This window comes from Antarcticibacterium flavum (assembly GCF_006159205.1).
Taxonomy (GTDB): domain Bacteria; phylum Bacteroidota; class Bacteroidia; order Flavobacteriales; family Flavobacteriaceae; genus Gillisia; species Gillisia flava.
Genome location: NZ_CP040812.1, coordinates 2,334,627 through 2,351,431 on the forward strand (window position 1 = coordinate 2,334,627; position 16,805 = coordinate 2,351,431).

Sequence of the window (16,805 nt, forward strand, 5' to 3'; positions counted from 1 at the left end):
CAAACTCTCACCTCGTGGGAGTTTTTTGTTTTTAGTTGAATAAGTCCTAAAAAGGCCTTAATTTGCACGCCGGTTCAGAGAAATTTTAGTACTTTTCTTGAAAAGCAAGCTTTTTTTGTTCCGGGTGGCTTTAAATTAGAATTTTATGAGTAAAAACACAGCAGCCATTACCGCTGTAGGTGCTTATGTCCCTGAAGATGTATTGACCAACCAGATGCTGGAAAAAATGGTTGATACTAATGACGAATGGATCACTTCCCGCACCGGAATAAAAGAACGCCGCATCCTGAAGGATCCTGAAAAAGGAACCTCTTATATGGCCATCAAGGCCGCCGAGAATTTGATCGAAAAATCGGGTATAGACCCAACAGAGATCGACCTTGTTTTACTTGCAACTGTAACCCCCGACCTTCCTGTGGCGGCAACTGCCGTATATGTCGCAACTCAAATTGGTGCGACAAATGCCTTTGCCTATGACCTGCAGGCTGCCTGTTCGGGTTTTCTCTATGGAATGTCTACTGCCGCCGCATATATCGAGGCAGGACGGTACAAAAAGGTACTATTAATAGGGGCCGATAAAATGTCCTCTATTATTGATTATACAGACAGGACTACCTGTATCATATTTGGAGACGGGGCAGGAGCTGTGCTTTTTGAGCCAAATTATGAAGGGCTTGGACTGCAGGATGAATATTTAAGAAGTGATGGGATAGGAAGACATTCGCTTAAAATTGAGGCGGGTGGTTCTTTGATGCCACCTTCTGAAGTGACAGTGGCCAAAAAATTGCATTTTGTGCAACAGGATGGTAAAACTGTTTTCAAATTTGCGGTTTCAAATATGGCCGATGTAAGTGAACTCATTATGAAGAGGAATGACCTTACCAATAATGATATAAACTGGCTGGTTGCCCACCAGGCCAATCAAAGGATCGTGAGTGCCACCGCCAACAGGATGAAACTTGAAGACGAAAAGGTGCTTATGAACATTGAACGTTATGGGAATACCACCTCTGCCACATTACCGCTTTTACTCAGCGATTTTGAACAACAATTTAAAAAAGGAGATAATATAGTCTTTGCCACATTTGGAGGCGGATTCACCTGGGGGTCTATCTATCTTAAATGGGCTTATAATTCTTAATAAACCAACACCCTAATATTATGGATTTAAAAGAAATTCAGAATTTAATCAAGTTTGTAGCAAAATCTGGTGCCAGTGAGGTGAAGCTGGAAATGGATGATGTAAAGATCACCATTAAAACAGGAGGAGAAGACAGAGAGCCTACCTACATTCAGCACGTGCCTATGCAGCAACAAATGCCGCAGCAGCAACAGCAAATGCCACAACAACAGCAACAGCAGCAATCCCCATCAAATCAGGAAGCACCTGCTTCAGGAGGGAAACAGGATTCAGCATCTCAGGATGATTCCAAATACGTTACCGTAAAATCTCCAATCATTGGAACTTTTTATCGTAAGCCATCACCAGATAAGCCTGCATTTGTAGAAGTTGGGGATACTATTAAAGAAGGAGATGTACTTTGTGTGATCGAAGCTATGAAGCTCTTCAATGAAATTGAAAGCGAAGTTTCAGGAAAGATCGTAAAAGTTATTGTAGATGATTCATCGCCGGTGGAATTTGACCAGCCTCTATTTTTAGTAGATCCGTCATAGGTTTTTCTTTATTTAAGGAAAATTAATCTTTACCGCTCAGTAGAAAATATACAGGTATATGTTTAAAAAAATATTAATTGCCAACAGAGGGGAAATTGCCCTGCGTGTTATAAGAACCTGCAGGGAAATGGGGATCAAGACGGTTGCAGTGTATTCTACCGCAGATGCTGAAAGCCTTCACGTAAGATTTGCTGATGAAGCCGTGTGTATTGGCCCTCCTCCAAGTAATTTATCCTATCTTAAGATCTCCAATATCATTGCAGCTGCAGAGATCACTAATGCCGATGCAATTCACCCGGGATATGGTTTCCTATCAGAAAATGCGAAATTCTCTAAAATCTGCCAGGAACACAATATAAAATTCATAGGCGCCAGCCCAGATATGATCGATAAAATGGGTGATAAAGCCTCTGCGCGTGCAACAATGATGGCCGCAGGAGTACCCTGTATCCCCGGAAGCGACGGGATACTAAAAGATTATGACGATTGTCTTGCCACTGCCAAAGGAATGGGATTCCCTGTAATGCTTAAGGCAACTGCAGGTGGAGGTGGTAAAGGAATGCGTGCTGTTCACGAGGAGAAAGATCTTCGTGCGGCCTGGGATTCTGCAAGACAGGAAGCCGGTGCAGCCTTTGGAAATGACGGGATGTACATGGAAAAACTTATCCTAGAACCAAGGCATATTGAGATACAGGTTGTAGGGGATAGTACAGGTAAAGCCTGCCACTTAAGCGAAAGGGATTGTTCCATACAACGTCGTCACCAAAAACTTACAGAGGAGACTCCATCTCCTTTTATGACAGACAAACTAAGAAAGCAAATGGGTGATGCAGCCGTAAAAGCTGCTGAATTTATTAAATATGAAGGAGCAGGTACAGTGGAATTCCTGGTAGATAAACACCGGAATTTTTACTTCATGGAAATGAATACCCGTATACAGGTAGAACATCCTATTACCGAACAGGTGATAGATTATGACCTCATAAGGGAACAGATCCTTGTGGCTGCAGGGGTGCCAATTTCAGGTAAGAACTATGTGCCACAGTTGCATTCAATTGAATGCCGTATCAATGCTGAGGATCCTTATAATAACTTTAGGCCATCTCCAGGAAAGATAACAAACCTTCACGCGCCGGGTGGGCACGGTGTACGCATAGACACTCATGTTTACAGCGGCTATTCAATCCCGCCTAACTATGATTCTATGATCGCAAAATTGATCACCACTGCCCAAACAAGGGAAGAAGCGATCAATAAGATGAAACGTGCCCTGGATGAATTCGTAATAGAAGGTATTAAAACCACGATCCCTTTCCATAGGCAATTGATGGACCATCCAGACTATATTGATGGAAATTATACCACCAAGTTCATGGAAAGCTGGAAGATGGATCCTATAAAAGAGGAATAAGATCATTTAAAAGAATATAAAATAGCCCGGGGGAATTATCTTCCGGGCTTATTATTTACTTCTTGTTTTATGACTGCAAAATAAAGGGAGGAAAAAATTACTATTCTTAATTTATGTAATTTCATAAAAAATTTAAATGCATGACTTTTTCATACTGGGAGCGCCAAAGCTGGTTCTCTAATGTAGATTTCACGATTATAGGCAGCGGGATCGTAGGGCTTAATGCTGCGCTGGATCTAAAACAGCGGTTCCCCAATTCCAAAGTACTTGTCCTTGAGCGCGGCCTGTTACCCAATGGGGCGAGTACCAAAAATGCCGGATTTGCCTGCTTTGGAAGTATTTCTGAAATTCTTGAGGATCTTAAATATCAAAGCGAGGAGGAAATAGTGGAGCTGGTTAAAAAACGATTGGAAGGCCTTGAATTGCTTCGAAAAAACCTGGGAGATGATCATATTGATTACCAGTCATATGGTGGCTATGAGCTTTTTACCCAAACTGATGAGGAGTTATATAACGAATGCCTTGAAGGATTGGAGCGGGTAAATGAACTTTTACGGCCTGTTTTTGAAAAGTCTGTCTTTTCGGTGAAAGAAAACACCTTTAAATTCCAGAATATTAAAGAAAAACTGGTCTACAGTGCCTTTGAAGGACAAATAGATACAGGAAAGATGATGACGGCTTTGTTGCACAAGGTACAGGCCACCGGCGTGAAAATTCTCAATAATGTTAACGTGGACGAATTTGCAGAGAACGAAAATAATGTGGAGGTGGTAACAAAGGAATTCAGTTTTAAAACCGGAAAACTTCTTATAGCAAATAATGGATTTGCCTCTCAATTGGGGATTATGGAAGTTAAACCGGCCCGCGCACAGGTATTGATCACCAAACCCATTAAAGATTTACATATACAGGGAACATTTCACCTGGAAAAAGGTTATTACTACTTCCGGAATATCAATGGCAGGATACTTTTAGGAGGGGGGAGAAATTTGGACCTCAAAGCAGAGGAGACAACAGAGATGGAACTTACCGCTCTTATACAGAACAAACTGGAAGAGCTGTTGCAAAAAACTATTCTACCGCAAACCGCATATGAGATTGATCATCGCTGGACCGGCATAATGGGAGTGGGAAACACTAAAAAGCCTGTTGTGAAACAAACATCAAACAATATTTTTTGTGGGGTGAGGCTTGGTGGTATGGGAGTTGCTATAGGCAGCCTTGTGGGTAGGGAACTTGGACAACTAATTAAATAATACAGAAAGAAAGCAGAAAGAAACTACATGTTTCTCCTGGCCATAATTATATAGCACCTCAATGAAAAGATTTTTTAAATTCCTTCTTAAGCTTGTCCTCTGGTTCTTTGCCTTCACTATTCTTTTGGTAATTTTATTCAAGTGGGTCCCTGTGCCGTTCACACCGTTGATGGCCATTCGATATTTCGAGAATCCGGAAGAAAGCATCCAACACCAATGGGTACCTTTTGAGGAGATATCCAATAATCTTAAGCTGGCGGTAATAGGTAGTGAGGACCAGAACTTTCCAGTACATAATGGTTTTGATGTACAGGCTATTGAAAAAGCTATTGAAGATAATAAGAAAGGTAAAAGAGTTAGGGGAGCAAGTACCATTTCCCAGCAAACTGCTAAAAATGTTTTCCTCTGGCCTCAACGCAGCTGGTTGCGTAAAGGTTTTGAGGTGTATTTCACATTTCTCATAGAAACGATTTGGGGAAAGGAGCGGATATTGGAAGTTTACCTTAACAGTATAGAAATGGGAAAGGGAATTTACGGGGCAGAAGCTGCTTCGCAATTCTGGTTCAAGAAATCGGCCTCGCAATTATCACCTTATGAAGCTGCAGCAATAGCAGCTATTTTGCCAAACCCAAGACAATACAGGGCGAATCCTGCAAGTTCTTATATCGAGGGCAGGAAGTCCTGGATCGTAAGGCAAATGAATAATATGGGACCTATAAGATTAAAATAGCCCTGCAGGTAATGAAAGAAATAAAAAGCAAGCTTATAAAAGCCAGTGTGGAGTATGTTGAAAGCCGTATTGGAAGGTTTAATGAAACCATGCGGGAACTGGAAGAGGCACTTAAGCCTGAGAGCCGGAGTTGTATGGGTGATAAGTATGAAACCAGCAGGGCCATGCTGCATTTGGAATTTGAAAAAGTATCTGGACAGATGGAACAGTTCAATACGCTTCGCAAAACCGCCAGCCTTATTGACAAACAACCGGTGTTATCCAAAGTGGGATTTGGGAGTGTGGTTAAGACCACAACTTCCAATTATTTTATAGCTATTCCTGCGGGAGAAATTAAGGTGGAGGAAGAAAGTTTTTATGTGGTAGGTGTCAATTCCCCGGTAGCCAGGGAACTTATGGGAAAGGAAGAAGGGGATGCTTTTAATATCAATGGGAAAACCTCGACAATCAAGAAAATATTTTAATCTCCTTTTTTTATAGGCTTTTGACGGGATTTAAGGATATCATCTGCTACGTTAACAAGAACGTCTATGTTTTTTTCCAGCCGCATATGATGTTCAAAAAAAATCACTTGGCCATTTAGCCGTGCTTTAATAAGGTAGTCCTTTCCTTTAAAAAAACTTTCTATCACGGTCGCTTTTGCTCCGCTGGAGGATGATAGTTTTAATTCATGTGGATAAAGCAGCACTTTCTTCCTGCTTTCTTCTGCAGGCCTTAACAATCTTATTTCAATTTCATTAATATCCCCAAAAAGGGATGCTACATATTTATTCGGCGGATTTTTGTACAATTCAGCAGGAGGGGCTTCTGCAAAGATCTTCCCATTTTTTAGCACCATCGTCCTGTCGGCAAACGAAAGTGCATCTGTGCTGTCGTGGGTGGCCGTAATACAGGTAATATCATTCTCTTTTAAATAGGAATAAATCCTCCTGCGTAAATTGTTTTTTCTGAAATGATCAATATGGCTAAAGGGTTCATCAAGGAGCAGTATTTCCGGTTCACGGGCCAAAGCACGGGCAAGTGCTACCCTTTGTTGCTGGCCCCCACTAAGATGCTTCGCCTTAACTGCAGAGAGTTCACTCATCTCTACCACCTCCAGGAGCTCCTTTATCCTTTGATTCTTTTTGCGGGGATACATGTTGCTAAGGTATTTGCCTACATTATCTGCTACACTTAAAGGGAGCATAAGGTCAAAATCCTGAGCAAGATATTTTATAAAAGGTTCTCCCGGTACCAAATTGAAGTTAGGGCCCAGAAGTTCCTTCTCCTCCCAAAATATCCTTCCGGGGGTGTGATGTAAACCATATATAAGCTGCAGTAAGGTGCTTTTGCCGCATCCGCTTTCTCCTATGATCGATAGCTGCTCTCCCTTTTCCAGCTTAAAATTAATATTGCGAAGAATGGGCTTTTTGTCGTAAGCAAAGGTGACATTTTTAAGCTTTAGCATAGATAAGGAAATGCGGTTTGGTAAAGTTACAAAGAAAAAAAGAGGGCGGACTTTTCTATGGGAAAATCTGAATAGTTATTCTTACCACGAATCAAATGTCTTTCAATTTCGGTAATTAAGAGGGTGAAAAAATTTAGCCACGAATGCACGAATGTTTTCTTTGGGTCGTTCCCTTAGAGATGAATATAAAAAGGTAGTATTTGTAAGGGAGAGTTTTTTTGGATTCCTATTGATCTACGGTTATGTTTTAATAAATGCAATAAAAAATTATTCGTGCATTAGTGGCAGATATTAAGCCGCAAAAGCACAAATGTTTTTTAATTAATTTGATATCAGAATTATTCCAACAAAAAATCCCCCGGGGAGCCGGGGGATTTTTTCAATGGAAAGAATTATTCTTATCCTTTGATCTTCTTGTTCGTATTCTCAGGTAATACTTCATAACCCATATTATATAGAGTAAATGCAAAAATATCTGCATACTCATCTATGATCATTGAAGTAGGTTTTCCTGCCCCGTGTCCTGCTTTGGTTTCAATTCTAATAAGTGTAGGATTTGTTCCTGCCTGTTTCTCCTGCAGTTCAGCTGCAAATTTGAAAGAATGTGCGGGTACCACCCGGTCATCGTGATCTCCGGTGGTAACCATTGTTGCAGGATATTCCACTCCGGCTTTGACGTTGTGAACAGGAGAATAGCCTTTAAGATATTCGAACATTTCCGGGTTGTCCTCTGCAGTACCATAGTCATAAGCCCATCCTGCACCTGCTGTGAAAGTATGATATCTAAGCATATCCATTACCCCTACTGCCGGCAATGCTACTTTCATAAGTTCAGGGCGCTGGGTCATTGTAGCTCCTACCAGAAGTCCACCGTTCGAACCTCCCCTTATGGCCAGGTATTCACTTGAGGTATAATTGTTATCAATCAAGTATTCTGCTGCAGCTATGAAGTCATCAAACACATTTTGCTTGTTAAGCTTTGTTCCTGCATCGTGCCAGGTCTTTCCATATTCTCCACCTCCACGTAAGTTTGGTACCGCATAAATACCTCCCTGTTCCATCCAGACTGCATTTGCCGTGCTGAATGAAGGAGTAAGACTAATGTTAAAACCACCATAGGCATACAGTAAAGTGGGATTCTTTCCGTTCAACTCGATACCTTTTTTGTGAGTAATGATCATTGGAACTTTAGTGCCGTCTTTGGAAGTATAAAATACCTGGTTGCTTTCATAATCCTCCGGATTAAAGTCTATAGCCGGCTTGTTATAAAGATTAGAAGTTCCAGCCTCGATATCATATTTATAAATAGTCCCTGGTGTTACATAATTGGTAAAAGAATAGTATAAGTGATCGTCATCCTTCTTTGCACCAAAGCCTCCTGCAGTTCCCACACCCGGTAATTCTATTTCTCTTACAAGCTCACCATTGTAGTCATATTGCTTAACTTGTGAAACAGCATCCACCATATATTTGGCAAAGATGTAACCGCCACCCGTAGAAGGGCTAAGTACATTTTCGGTTTCAGGTATAAGGTCTTTCCAGTTTTGAGGTGCAGGGTTTGCAGCGTCTACAGTTACCACCCTCATATTTGGGGCATCAAGATTTGTAACAAGGAATAATTTACTTCCTTCATTATCCATCACCCCGGTATCTGTATCCTCATTGTCCAGAATAGTTACCAATTCTGGATTTTCCTTTGAGAGGTCCATCATAAAGAGCTTTCCTCCTGAAGTTGAATTCCTGGCAGAGATGAACAGGTAACGGTTATCTTCAGAAACACCACCACCTACGTAACGATGTTTTTGTTGCGGAGTATCGCCAAAGATCACTTTGTCCTCACTTTGAGCAGTGCCCAGTTTATGATAATACAAACGGTGCTGATCTGTCTTTGCTGAAAGTTCACTTCCTTCCGGCTTTTCATAGCTCGAGTAGTAAAAGCCTTCATTTCCCTTCCATGAAATTCCGCTGAACTTTACATCTTTAATAGTGTCTTCTATAGCTTCTTTAGTTTCGGTATCAAGGATGATGATCTTTCTCCAGTCGCTTCCACCTTCAGAAATAGCATATGCTGCCCGCGTGCCATCTTCAGAAAAGCTTAGACCTGCAAGGGAGGTAGTTCCATCTTCACTAAATTTATTGGGGTCAAGAAACACCTCTGCCTCATCATTTTCTCCTTTTTTTCTATACACTACATACTGGTTTTGTAAACCGTCATTTTTGCTGAAATAAGTGTAATCTCCCTCCTTAAAGGGAGCTCCCAGTTTTTCGTAATTCCAAAGCCTGGTGAGGCGGTCATTAAGGTCTTTCCTGTAAGGGATGTTCTCGAGGTAATTAAAGGTTACTTCATTTTGCCTTTTAACCCAATCCCCTGTTTCCTCACTGCGGTCGTCTTCCAGCCAGCGATAAGGGTCCTTAACTTCTGTTCCAAAGTAATTGGTAACGGTATCTACTTTTTTTGTGTCGGGGTAATTCAAAGCCATTTTTTCTTTTTTGGAATCGTCGTCGCAGGAGAATAGGATCGCAACTGCAAAAATTCCGGGTATTATTTTTTTCATTATTAGGGGTTTATAGGGTAATCGCCCAAAAATAGGGATTTTTTCCGCATTATTAGAATAGGTGTGAAATTAAAAAGGCCGCCTTTACAGGCAGCCTTTATAGATACTAAAATTGATGAAATCTAGTGGTCGTGACCGTGATCGTGATCTTCGTCCCCGTGATCACCTTCAATGTGGATAGAAAGAAAGGCCTGCTCTTCATTTCCAGAAGTATCGGTAACATACACCCCTAAATGATATATGCCTTCACTTATTGGTTCCCCGTTAAATGTAGTTGGAACATCAATATGTTGTTCTGCTTCAAAACTCCTTTGACCGGCAGGGATTTGGAATACCTGCTCAAAACTCCATGGGTTTAGATCATGGCTGCTTTTTAGCTGCGCATGGGTGTGATCATCAAAGTCATCATGTATCTCAATTTTATAAGAAGCCAGTTCTACATTATCTGAAAACAAGGCTTCAAAATGAATTTCTCCTCCCGGTGCAATTTCATCATCGTTATGAGGTTCGATTATGGCAATTGTAGGCTTTTGAGTGTCTGGAGTAGCATCATCATCACTACTACAAGATGTGAATATTAAGGCTGCTACCAATAATGTTAGGATTGAATTTAATTTAATTTTCATTTTAATTACTTTTTTGTGTTTAATATAAATAGGCATTATTCTTTGGACTAATCACTAAACAGTGGTGGGCCTCTAAGGGAATAATGAAAGGCTAATTCATTAATAAAACTAATAGAATAAAAATATTTTTCTTCTTCTTTATTTAATGGAACAGCCGGGATATCAAAAGGCTGATCAAAATTTAAAAAGTATTTTAAGCTGTTGAATTGGTAATCACAAGTATGATAATCATAGGGCGGGCTGGCAAGCTCGTAAGACTCCCCTGTGGAATCCTGTGAGGAATGGGGGATGAGCAGGTAATGCATAGCATTTGCCGCCTGCGGGAAGAGAAATCCCGTAAGAAGAAAATATGCTATATATAAATTAAACCTGTTCATCATTTATTTAAAGGGATCTTTATCATTAGCTGGATATTCCTTCCCATTTCAGGAATTTCCAATGCCCTGTAAAAATTCGTATGATTAAAATATTTGGTGTTAAAAAGATTGCTTACCTGGAGATTCAAACTGGCTTTAAATTTTCCTGCAGTAATACCTGTCCTTAATCCCGTTCCAAAGATCATGTAGCCGGGGGTGATCTCTTCGGTTTGCGCGATCCTATCCTGCTCAAGGGCAAAAGTGGTATTTATGAAAAATTCTGTATTATTAAAAGTTTTTGAATTTTCCATAAATAAATAACCTGCCTCTCCAAATCCATTCACCGGTGGGGAGAAAGGAAGTGGATAGTTCCTCGAGCGACTCGAGGTCACCTGCCGGTTATATAAATATTCAAAGACGGCCAGGGTCCTTAATTTTTCAAAAAAGGTCTTCTCAATCTCCAGTTCTACTCCCGTCAAAACAGCCTCACTTTGAGTGAATTTATAGATTTGTCCAGAATGTGGCAGTACAGAGAACACACCGCTGGGATTTAGAAATATATAGTTGTCAAAATAATAGAGATATGGGCTCACGGAAGCCTTAAAGCCATTATTTGAATAATTTACCTTGGTATCTATAACATATCCCTTTTCAGGATCCAGGGTTGCATCCCCCTGTTCATGTCTAAAGGAGCCGTGATGAATACCATTGGCTCCCAGTTCAATGGCAGTGGGAAGGCGAAAACTAGTTCCCGCGTTTGCAGAAAAATCCCAATTACTGTTGATATTATACAAAAATCCACCCATAAGGTTGAAATTGGTAAAATCCCGGTTTATTTCCTCACTTCTTGTAGCATACCGGGCCGCGATAACTTCATTTTGACCCCGGTTCACCAGGTAGGAGAACAGGAGATCATCATAATTTTCCTCTATTGCAATACTGCTGTAATCAAATCTCCCACCAATGTTTAATTTAATTTTATTGGATGCCTGGTATTCGTGGGTAAGGTAAATTCCTGTAGCAGCCCTGAAATACTGCGGAAGAAGGAAGTTATATCCCCCTATTGTATTATCCTGGATCTGGGTTTGTATACCAATGGCAGAGGTGTGGTTTGGGGAAAAATTATAGGTATACTTTGCCTGGACATCAAAAGTATTCAGGTTGAAATCCAGTTCGAGGTCGGGATTTGTTGCAGGTGGGGTTTGGCCTGCATAGTGGGTGTGAAACCTGCTCCATTCCTGCCTGTGATTATTTTGAAAACCTAAGATCACATCGAGGGAGGATTTATCAAAAAACCATTCATTTTTATTAATAAGCTTAAAATGATTAACCTGCTGGAAGGGTAGGTCTATATTCCTTTGGTCCCCGTCATCCTGCACCCTGTTAATTGAAGGTACCCCATGTGCACCGGGAAAGAAACCACCTTTAAAAAAAACATTGCTAAGGCTTAAAGTACCTTTGTAGTTATGGTCTATAAAACCAATTTGCCCATACAGATCCACCTCTTTTCCTGCGGTATTCTTGAGGCGCTGGTTATATACCGGTATATTAAAATTTAAATAAACAATATTATCTGTGGGTACAGAGTAATCACCAAATTCACTACCCGTAGCTTTTATCTTATAAAAGAACTTATCCTTTTTGTAGGCGAGGTTGGTGGATGCTGCAACAGTGTTATTCACTGTCTTTCCCAGGGCGATCACTTCGCCGCTAAAACCTTCCATTGGAATACGGTCATTGATGATCTTTATTACCCCGGCAATGGCATCACTACCATGCTCAATAGCCCCCACTCCTTTTATAACCTCCAGGTTTTCTACAGAAAAGGCATCTATCTCCAGTCCATGGTCTGCACCCCACTGCTGCCCCTCCTGTTTAATTCCGTTTTCACTTACCGCCACTCGATTAAATCCCAGTCCCCGGATAATAGGCTTGGATGTACCTGCACCAATTTCACTGGAATTGATCCCCGGCAACCTTTCGAGCGTCTTGGCAAGGGAGCCTGTGAACTGCTCCTGTATATACGCCTGGGACACAACTTCCCTGTTCTCTGAGCTGCTTCTTCTCGCCGTGGAACTTAACACTACCTCTGTCAATGATGAGGTGTCCTCCTCCAGGCGAAGATTCATTTTTTTATCCTCATCCATAGTGATAAGGGTGTCTATAGATTTAAAACCTAAATAAGTAACCGTCATCCTGTATGTGCCTCGTGGTAAATTGGCAATCCTAAAATAACCTCCTGCATTGGTTAAGGTGAAACTGTTTTCTACGTGCACATGTGCCCCTTCCAATGGAGAATTCTGCGCGTCTCTTATTTCCCCTTCCAGGTCAAAATCCTGGGCTAGGCTCAGCGAAGGAATGGCTAAGAAAACTAAGAAAACAAAAAAGGTTTGCTTCATATTGCAGTAATTAAATAAAAGGTGGAAACTCTTTGTTCTTGCTTTAAACAAGAGAGTGGAATTCTTTTAGGTAGCCAAATTAGGCTATTACTGCAGGGGGTGCCCGTAAGGAAAACAGGTTTTGTGGTAAAGTATATACGTTCGCCTTAACCGGCAAATTATGTACAAATTCCTTAAAGGGAATAAAGGTGTCGAAATTATTATATCCCGGGATGTCTAAAGAAGAAAAATGAAAATCACAAAGGTCACAGTCAACAGTAACAGGAATCACTTTTGCCTCCTGAACATTATCGTTTGTAGAAAGATCATGACCCAGCGCATGCAACGAGGGCAACAGCGTCGCTGCAATCATTATAAGGCCTAAAAGACCGCTTATATGGGCGCTTAATAATTTCATTAATGGCAAAAATAGGGAACAAGCTTACATTTCCAAGTCCCGTTCCCTATATTTAACATCTGTGCAACAATAATTACACCAAATTCTTACCTACCAGGTATTCTGTAATTTGGACAGCATTGGTGGCTGCGCCTTTTCGAAGATTATCTGCGACAATCCACATGTTGAGGCTGTTTGGTTGGGAATAGTCCCTTCTAATGCGGCCTACGAAAACATCATCCTTGCCTTCAGCATAAATTGGCATTGGATAGGTATTAACATCTGTATTGTCCTGTACTGTTACCCCGGGAAAGTCCTGGAGGATCCTGCGAACGTCATTTTCTTCAAAATCCCTTTCAAACTCTATGTTTACAGATTCGCTATGTCCACCTACAACCGGGATCCTGATAGCCGTGGCACTTACTTGTACACTGTCATCTCCAAGGATCTTTTTTGTCTCATTGGTGAGTTTCATTTCTTCTTTAGTGTATCCATTTTCTGTAAAAACATCACATTGGGGAATGGCATTCCTGTGGATAGGGTAAGGATAGGCCATTTCTCCTTTTTCCTGCCTGTACTCATTTTCGAGCTGCTGTACCGCCTTTACCCCGGTTCCGGTAATGGATTGATATGTGGAAACGACTACCCTTTTAATCCTGTAGGTGTCGTGCAGGGGCTTTAGAGCCATAAGAAGTTGTATAGTGGAGCAGTTTGGATTTGCTATGATCTTGTCTTCTGAAGATAACAAAGAGGCATTGATCTCCGGGATCACCAGCTTCTTTGAAGGATCCATTCTCCAGGCAGAAGAGTTATCCACCACTGTTGTTCCTGCTTCTGCAAATTTTGGGGCCCATTCGAGAGATGTCTCCCCTCCGGCTGAAAATAAAGCGATATCTGGTTTTAAGCTCACCGCTTCCTCCAGGCCAATTACCTTATAATTTTTTTTATTAAATGTGATCTCTGTGCCTATAGACCTTTCAGAAGCTACAGGGAATAATTCAGAAACAGGGAAATTCCTTTCCTCCAGTACCTGCAGGATAACTCTACCTACCATTCCCGTTGCTCCAACTACTGCTATTCTCATATTATTTTATTTTTGCCCTTAAGGCTATATTTTTTTGCAAATGTATTATACCAAAACTATAATAATAGGCTTCTAAAAGCTAAATTTAAAGGGATGTCCATAATTGAACACCTTTGTTTTTTTTGTTAAAAAAAAGACCCCCCGAAAATCGAGGGGTTTAGGGTTAAAACATGTAGTGTAGCGGTAAGCGTACTTCTTATTTATCAAGGTAAAGTTCCCTGAAATATTTTGCCCGCAGCCCGTGGGTTATGACCTTCCACCTTTCCTGCTTATTTATTAAACCTTTATCAATTAATCTTTGCCCGTCCAGCCATGTCCTGTACAATAAAACATACAAGAGCAACAGAGAAATGGATAGCCACGCCGGTAATAAACTCTTTTGAAATACGGCTGCCAAAAGCAGTAAAGGAAAGAATAGAGCTATATAATATATTGACAATTTCTTCATTAGACAGTTCCTCTATTGTTCTGTCGTTTTAATTCGTCTCTAATTTCAACAAGTAATTCTTCCTGAGTTGGCCCTTTTGGTGCGGCAGGTGCTTCTTCTTTCTTTCTTTTAGTTCTCTCATAGGCCCGCAGTACAAGAAATATAAAAAATCCAACTATTATAAAGTGAATTATTGCATCAATGAGATTTCCATAGGTTATAATTGCAGCCTCTGCTTCAATAGCTGCTTCCAGGGTCTCATAGTAATTGCCATCCAGGGAAATAAACTTTTGTGAAAAATCCTCTCCCCCGGTGAGCAGGCCAATAATGGGCATAATAATATCTGAAACTACAGAGGAGACTATTTTATTAAAGGCAGCACCAATTACCACAGCCGTTGCAAGGGCTATGATATCACCTTTCATAAGAAAGGTTTTAAAATCTTTAAAAAATGACATTTTTTGAAATGTGAGGGGTTAGTATGAGTCTAATATACATAAATTTATTCGTGTAAGATTAATTCTCGTTTATAAACTTGCGTTTTACGCGTTGGGAGATCCCTGTGATGAGTTCATAGGAAATAGTATTTCCCTTTTTTGCAAAATCTGTCGCATGCTGTGGTTCTCCAAAAATGATCACTTCATCCCCTTCCTCACAGTCTATTCCCGTAATGTTTATCATTAACATATCCATACATACATTGCCTATGATTGGAGCATAATTCCCATTGACCCACACCCCGGCCTTTTCATTGCCGTATTGCCTGTTGATCCCATCTGCATGCCCAAGAGGAAGGGTAGCCATCTTTATTTTCTCCTTAGCCTTAAAAGCACGGTTGTATCCTACAGTCTCTCCCTTGTCAAGATGGTGGATCTGGGAGATGAGGGTTTTTAATGTTCCAATTGGCTTAAGCTGTTTATCGAGTTCGGGGTCATTCCCAAAACCGTATAGGCCTATCCCACTTCTCACCATATCAAAATGAGCTTCGGGATAATTGATTATCCCGCTGGTATTGCAAAGATGTAACAGCGGTTTATACTTGATGGTCTCAACTAAATGATAAGTCATTTTTCTAAACCGGTCAAGCTGCTTAAGGGTAAACTCGCGTTCCCTCCAGTCCTCGCTTGCAGCAAGATGAGAAAAAATACCTTTGAGTTTTATCGTATTGGTTTGCTGCAGGGTGTCCAGAAGGAATTCCATATCATCCTCAGCAAAACCCAGCCTGTTAAGCCCGGTATTTAGTTTAAGATGTACGGGATAATCTGTTTGGGCTTTACCTGTAGCCGTCTTTACAAATTCATTCAGGACGAACCTGCTGTAGATACTGGGTTCCAAACAATGGTCAATAATGCGCTCAAAATTTGCCGATTGCGGGTGCAGGACAAGAATAGGTTCTTCAATTCCCTTTTCCCTTAGAGCCACTCCTTCATCTGTATAAGCAACGGCAAAATAATCTACTCCCAGGCTGGATAATTTTTTGGCAAGGGTAGAGGCTTCATTTCCATATGCATAAGCTTTAACCACAGCCATGAATTTCACATTTGCAGCTGCCCGGGATCTTAAATGATGGTAATTGTGTGCCAGTGCTTCAAGGTCAATCTCAAGTATGGTCTCTCCTGTTTTAAACATCTATTCTTTTTCTTCTTTTTCAGAAGGTTTTATTTGCCGGGCATCAGTCACCGGGAAAGCTTTTACCCGTTCCCGAAGCATTGCCTTATAATAAGCACCCCTGCTTAAAGGTTCATATTCTTCATTCTCCCCAAGGAATACCAGGTCATCATTCACAGATTTCCTGTAACTAAACTGTGCCAGATTGCCTGTGCGGGTGCAAACAGCGTGTACCTTGGTCACATACTCTGCAGTGGCCATTAAATTGGGCATTGGCCCAAAAGGATTGCCTTTGAAATCCATGTCCAGGCCGGCAACAATTACCCTTACCCCACGGTTTGCAAGATCGTTACAAACAGTGACAATTTCATCATCAAAGAATTGCGCCTCGTCTATTCCCACAACATCACAGCCATCTGCCAGCAACCTGATGTTGGAGGCAGCCGGCACCGGGGTAGAACGTATCTCGTTGGAGTCATGAGAGACCACCATTTCCTCATGATATCTTTTATCTATGGCCGGTTTAAAGATCTCTACCTTTTGCCTGGCGAATTTGGCTCTTTTAAGGCGTCTTATAAGCTCTTCGGTTTTACCGGAGAACATTGAGCCACATATAACTTCAATCCAGCCAAATTGCTCTTTATGATTTACTGTATTTTCGAGAAACATTTTGTAATTTTCAGTGCCGAAAAGGAAAAATCCCCTTCCGCATAAAGTTGGAACAAATTTATTAAAATTCCAACCCCGGCAGGAGGCTGGTTGTTTAAATTTGTGAACCGGGAAAAATAAAGTTTGTGTTAATTCAATAGGGCGCAATTAAAGGCTTTGGGGGAATAACCATAATTAAAAAATACGC

General features: G+C 41.0%; 17 protein-coding genes. 6 read left to right on the top strand and 11 right to left on the bottom strand.

Annotated elements, in window-relative coordinates; all coding sequences use genetic code 11:
• Positions 1-145 precede the first annotated feature (145 nt).
• From FHG64_RS09845 to FHG64_RS09870, 6 genes are all read left to right on the top strand, one after another.
• Entirely contained in the window at positions 146-1,141 is a 996-nt protein-coding gene (locus tag FHG64_RS09845; RefSeq protein ID WP_139066240.1) for a beta-ketoacyl-ACP synthase III, read from the top strand.
• A gap of 20 nt (positions 1,142-1,161) precedes the next feature.
• The gene (accB, locus tag FHG64_RS09850) at positions 1,162-1,674 is read left to right on the top strand and encodes an acetyl-CoA carboxylase biotin carboxyl carrier protein (RefSeq protein WP_139066241.1); all 513 of its coding nucleotides are present in this window, start codon (positions 1,162-1,164) and stop codon (positions 1,672-1,674) included.
• Between the two features lie 58 nt (positions 1,675-1,732).
• Positions 1,733-3,085, top strand: coding sequence for an acetyl-CoA carboxylase biotin carboxylase subunit (gene accC / locus FHG64_RS09855; RefSeq protein WP_139066242.1), 1,353 nt, complete (start codon positions 1,733-1,735; stop codon positions 3,083-3,085).
• 140 nt (positions 3,086-3,225) lie between these two features.
• Complete coding sequence (locus FHG64_RS09860) at positions 3,226-4,341, top strand: NAD(P)/FAD-dependent oxidoreductase (protein WP_139066243.1); 1,116 nt, start codon at positions 3,226-3,228, stop codon at positions 4,339-4,341.
• A 61-nt stretch (positions 4,342-4,402) separates the two neighbouring features.
• Positions 4,403-5,071 carry a monofunctional biosynthetic peptidoglycan transglycosylase gene (gene mtgA / locus FHG64_RS09865; RefSeq protein WP_139066244.1) on the top strand — a complete coding sequence of 223 codons (669 nt, stop codon included), beginning with the start codon at positions 4,403-4,405 and terminating at the stop codon, positions 5,069-5,071.
• Between the two features lie 11 nt (positions 5,072-5,082).
• Positions 5,083-5,535 carry a GreA/GreB family elongation factor gene (locus tag FHG64_RS09870; RefSeq protein WP_139066245.1) on the top strand — a complete coding sequence of 151 codons (453 nt, stop codon included), beginning with the start codon at positions 5,083-5,085 and terminating at the stop codon, positions 5,533-5,535.
• Here the strand turns inward: FHG64_RS09870 and FHG64_RS09875 are convergent.
• The 11 genes from FHG64_RS09875 to FHG64_RS09925 form a co-directional block, all read right to left on the bottom strand.
• Positions 5,532-6,518, bottom strand: coding sequence for an ABC transporter ATP-binding protein (locus tag FHG64_RS09875; protein WP_139066246.1), 987 nt, complete (start codon positions 6,516-6,518; stop codon positions 5,532-5,534). The genes FHG64_RS09870 and FHG64_RS09875 overlap by 4 nt on opposite strands.
• 398 nt (positions 6,519-6,916) lie before the next feature.
• Positions 6,917-9,073, bottom strand: a complete 2,157-nt coding sequence (locus FHG64_RS09880) for a prolyl oligopeptidase family serine peptidase (protein WP_139066247.1) — start codon at positions 9,071-9,073, stop codon at positions 6,917-6,919.
• A gap of 122 nt (positions 9,074-9,195) precedes the next feature.
• Positions 9,196-9,699 (bottom strand): DUF4625 domain-containing protein, encoded by a 504-nt coding sequence (locus FHG64_RS09885; RefSeq protein WP_168191346.1) that lies wholly within the window; start codon positions 9,697-9,699, stop codon positions 9,196-9,198.
• A gap of 47 nt (positions 9,700-9,746) precedes the next feature.
• Positions 9,747-10,079: a hypothetical protein gene (locus FHG64_RS09890; RefSeq protein ID WP_139066249.1), complete on the bottom strand. Its 333-nt coding sequence runs from the start codon at positions 10,077-10,079 to the stop codon at positions 9,747-9,749.
• The gene (locus FHG64_RS09895; RefSeq protein ID WP_139066250.1) at positions 10,076-12,454 is read right to left on the bottom strand and encodes a TonB-dependent receptor; all 2,379 of its coding nucleotides are present in this window, start codon (positions 12,452-12,454) and stop codon (positions 10,076-10,078) included. The genes FHG64_RS09890 and FHG64_RS09895 overlap by 4 nt, the downstream gene beginning before the upstream one ends.
• A 79-nt stretch (positions 12,455-12,533) precedes the next feature.
• Complete coding sequence (locus FHG64_RS09900; RefSeq protein ID WP_139066251.1) at positions 12,534-12,851, bottom strand: hypothetical protein; 318 nt, start codon at positions 12,849-12,851, stop codon at positions 12,534-12,536.
• Between the two features lie 73 nt (positions 12,852-12,924).
• Complete coding sequence (locus FHG64_RS09905; RefSeq protein WP_139066252.1) at positions 12,925-13,914, bottom strand: aspartate-semialdehyde dehydrogenase; 990 nt, start codon at positions 13,912-13,914, stop codon at positions 12,925-12,927.
• Between the two features lie 196 nt (positions 13,915-14,110).
• On the bottom strand, positions 14,111-14,362 hold the full coding sequence (locus FHG64_RS09910) for a hypothetical protein (protein WP_139066253.1): 252 nt from the start codon (positions 14,360-14,362) through the stop codon (positions 14,111-14,113).
• Positions 14,362-14,799 carry a large conductance mechanosensitive channel protein MscL gene (gene mscL / locus FHG64_RS09915; protein WP_139066254.1) on the bottom strand — a complete coding sequence of 146 codons (438 nt, stop codon included), beginning with the start codon at positions 14,797-14,799 and terminating at the stop codon, positions 14,362-14,364. Before mscL ends, FHG64_RS09910 begins: the two co-directional genes overlap by 1 nt.
• A gap of 58 nt (positions 14,800-14,857) precedes the next feature.
• Positions 14,858-15,970, bottom strand: coding sequence for an alanine racemase (gene alr, locus FHG64_RS09920; RefSeq protein ID WP_139066255.1), 1,113 nt, complete (start codon positions 15,968-15,970; stop codon positions 14,858-14,860).
• Positions 15,971-16,618: a thymidine kinase gene (locus FHG64_RS09925; RefSeq protein WP_139066256.1), complete on the bottom strand. Its 648-nt coding sequence runs from the start codon at positions 16,616-16,618 to the stop codon at positions 15,971-15,973.
• Positions 16,619-16,805: the final 187 nt, after the last annotated feature.

Bases quoted from the DNA above. Each gene is read 5' to 3' on its own strand.
- alr (WP_139066255.1), bottom strand. From the start codon at position 15,970: ATGTTTAAAACAGGAGAGACCATACTTGAGATTGACCTTGAAGCACTG.
- FHG64_RS09890 (WP_139066249.1), bottom strand. From the start codon at position 10,079: ATGATGAACAGGTTTAATTTATATATAGCATATTTTCTTCTTACGGGA.
- FHG64_RS09860 (WP_139066243.1), top strand. From the start codon at position 3,226: ATGACTTTTTCATACTGGGAGCGCCAAAGCTGGTTCTCTAATGTAGAT.
- FHG64_RS09895 (WP_139066250.1), bottom strand. From the start codon at position 12,454: ATGAAGCAAACCTTTTTTGTTTTCTTAGTTTTCTTAGCCATTCCTTCG.
- FHG64_RS09900 (WP_139066251.1), bottom strand. From the start codon at position 12,851: ATGAAATTATTAAGCGCCCATATAAGCGGTCTTTTAGGCCTTATAATG.
- FHG64_RS09885 (WP_168191346.1), bottom strand. From the start codon at position 9,699: ATGAAAATTAAATTAAATTCAATCCTAACATTATTGGTAGCAGCCTTA.
- mscL (WP_139066254.1), bottom strand. From the start codon at position 14,799: ATGTCATTTTTTAAAGATTTTAAAACCTTTCTTATGAAAGGTGATATC.
- FHG64_RS09880 (WP_139066247.1), bottom strand. From the start codon at position 9,073: ATGAAAAAAATAATACCCGGAATTTTTGCAGTTGCGATCCTATTCTCC.
- accB (WP_139066241.1), top strand. From the start codon at position 1,162: ATGGATTTAAAAGAAATTCAGAATTTAATCAAGTTTGTAGCAAAATCT.
- FHG64_RS09925 (WP_139066256.1), bottom strand. From the start codon at position 16,618: ATGTTTCTCGAAAATACAGTAAATCATAAAGAGCAATTTGGCTGGATT.
- FHG64_RS09845 (WP_139066240.1), top strand. From the start codon at position 146: ATGAGTAAAAACACAGCAGCCATTACCGCTGTAGGTGCTTATGTCCCT.
- accC (WP_139066242.1), top strand. From the start codon at position 1,733: ATGTTTAAAAAAATATTAATTGCCAACAGAGGGGAAATTGCCCTGCGT.
- FHG64_RS09910 (WP_139066253.1), bottom strand. From the start codon at position 14,362: ATGAAGAAATTGTCAATATATTATATAGCTCTATTCTTTCCTTTACTG.
- mtgA (WP_139066244.1), top strand. From the start codon at position 4,403: ATGAAAAGATTTTTTAAATTCCTTCTTAAGCTTGTCCTCTGGTTCTTT.
- FHG64_RS09870 (WP_139066245.1), top strand. From the start codon at position 5,083: ATGAAAGAAATAAAAAGCAAGCTTATAAAAGCCAGTGTGGAGTATGTT.
- FHG64_RS09905 (WP_139066252.1), bottom strand. From the start codon at position 13,914: ATGAGAATAGCAGTAGTTGGAGCAACGGGAATGGTAGGTAGAGTTATC.
- FHG64_RS09875 (WP_139066246.1), bottom strand. From the start codon at position 6,518: ATGCTAAAGCTTAAAAATGTCACCTTTGCTTACGACAAAAAGCCCATT.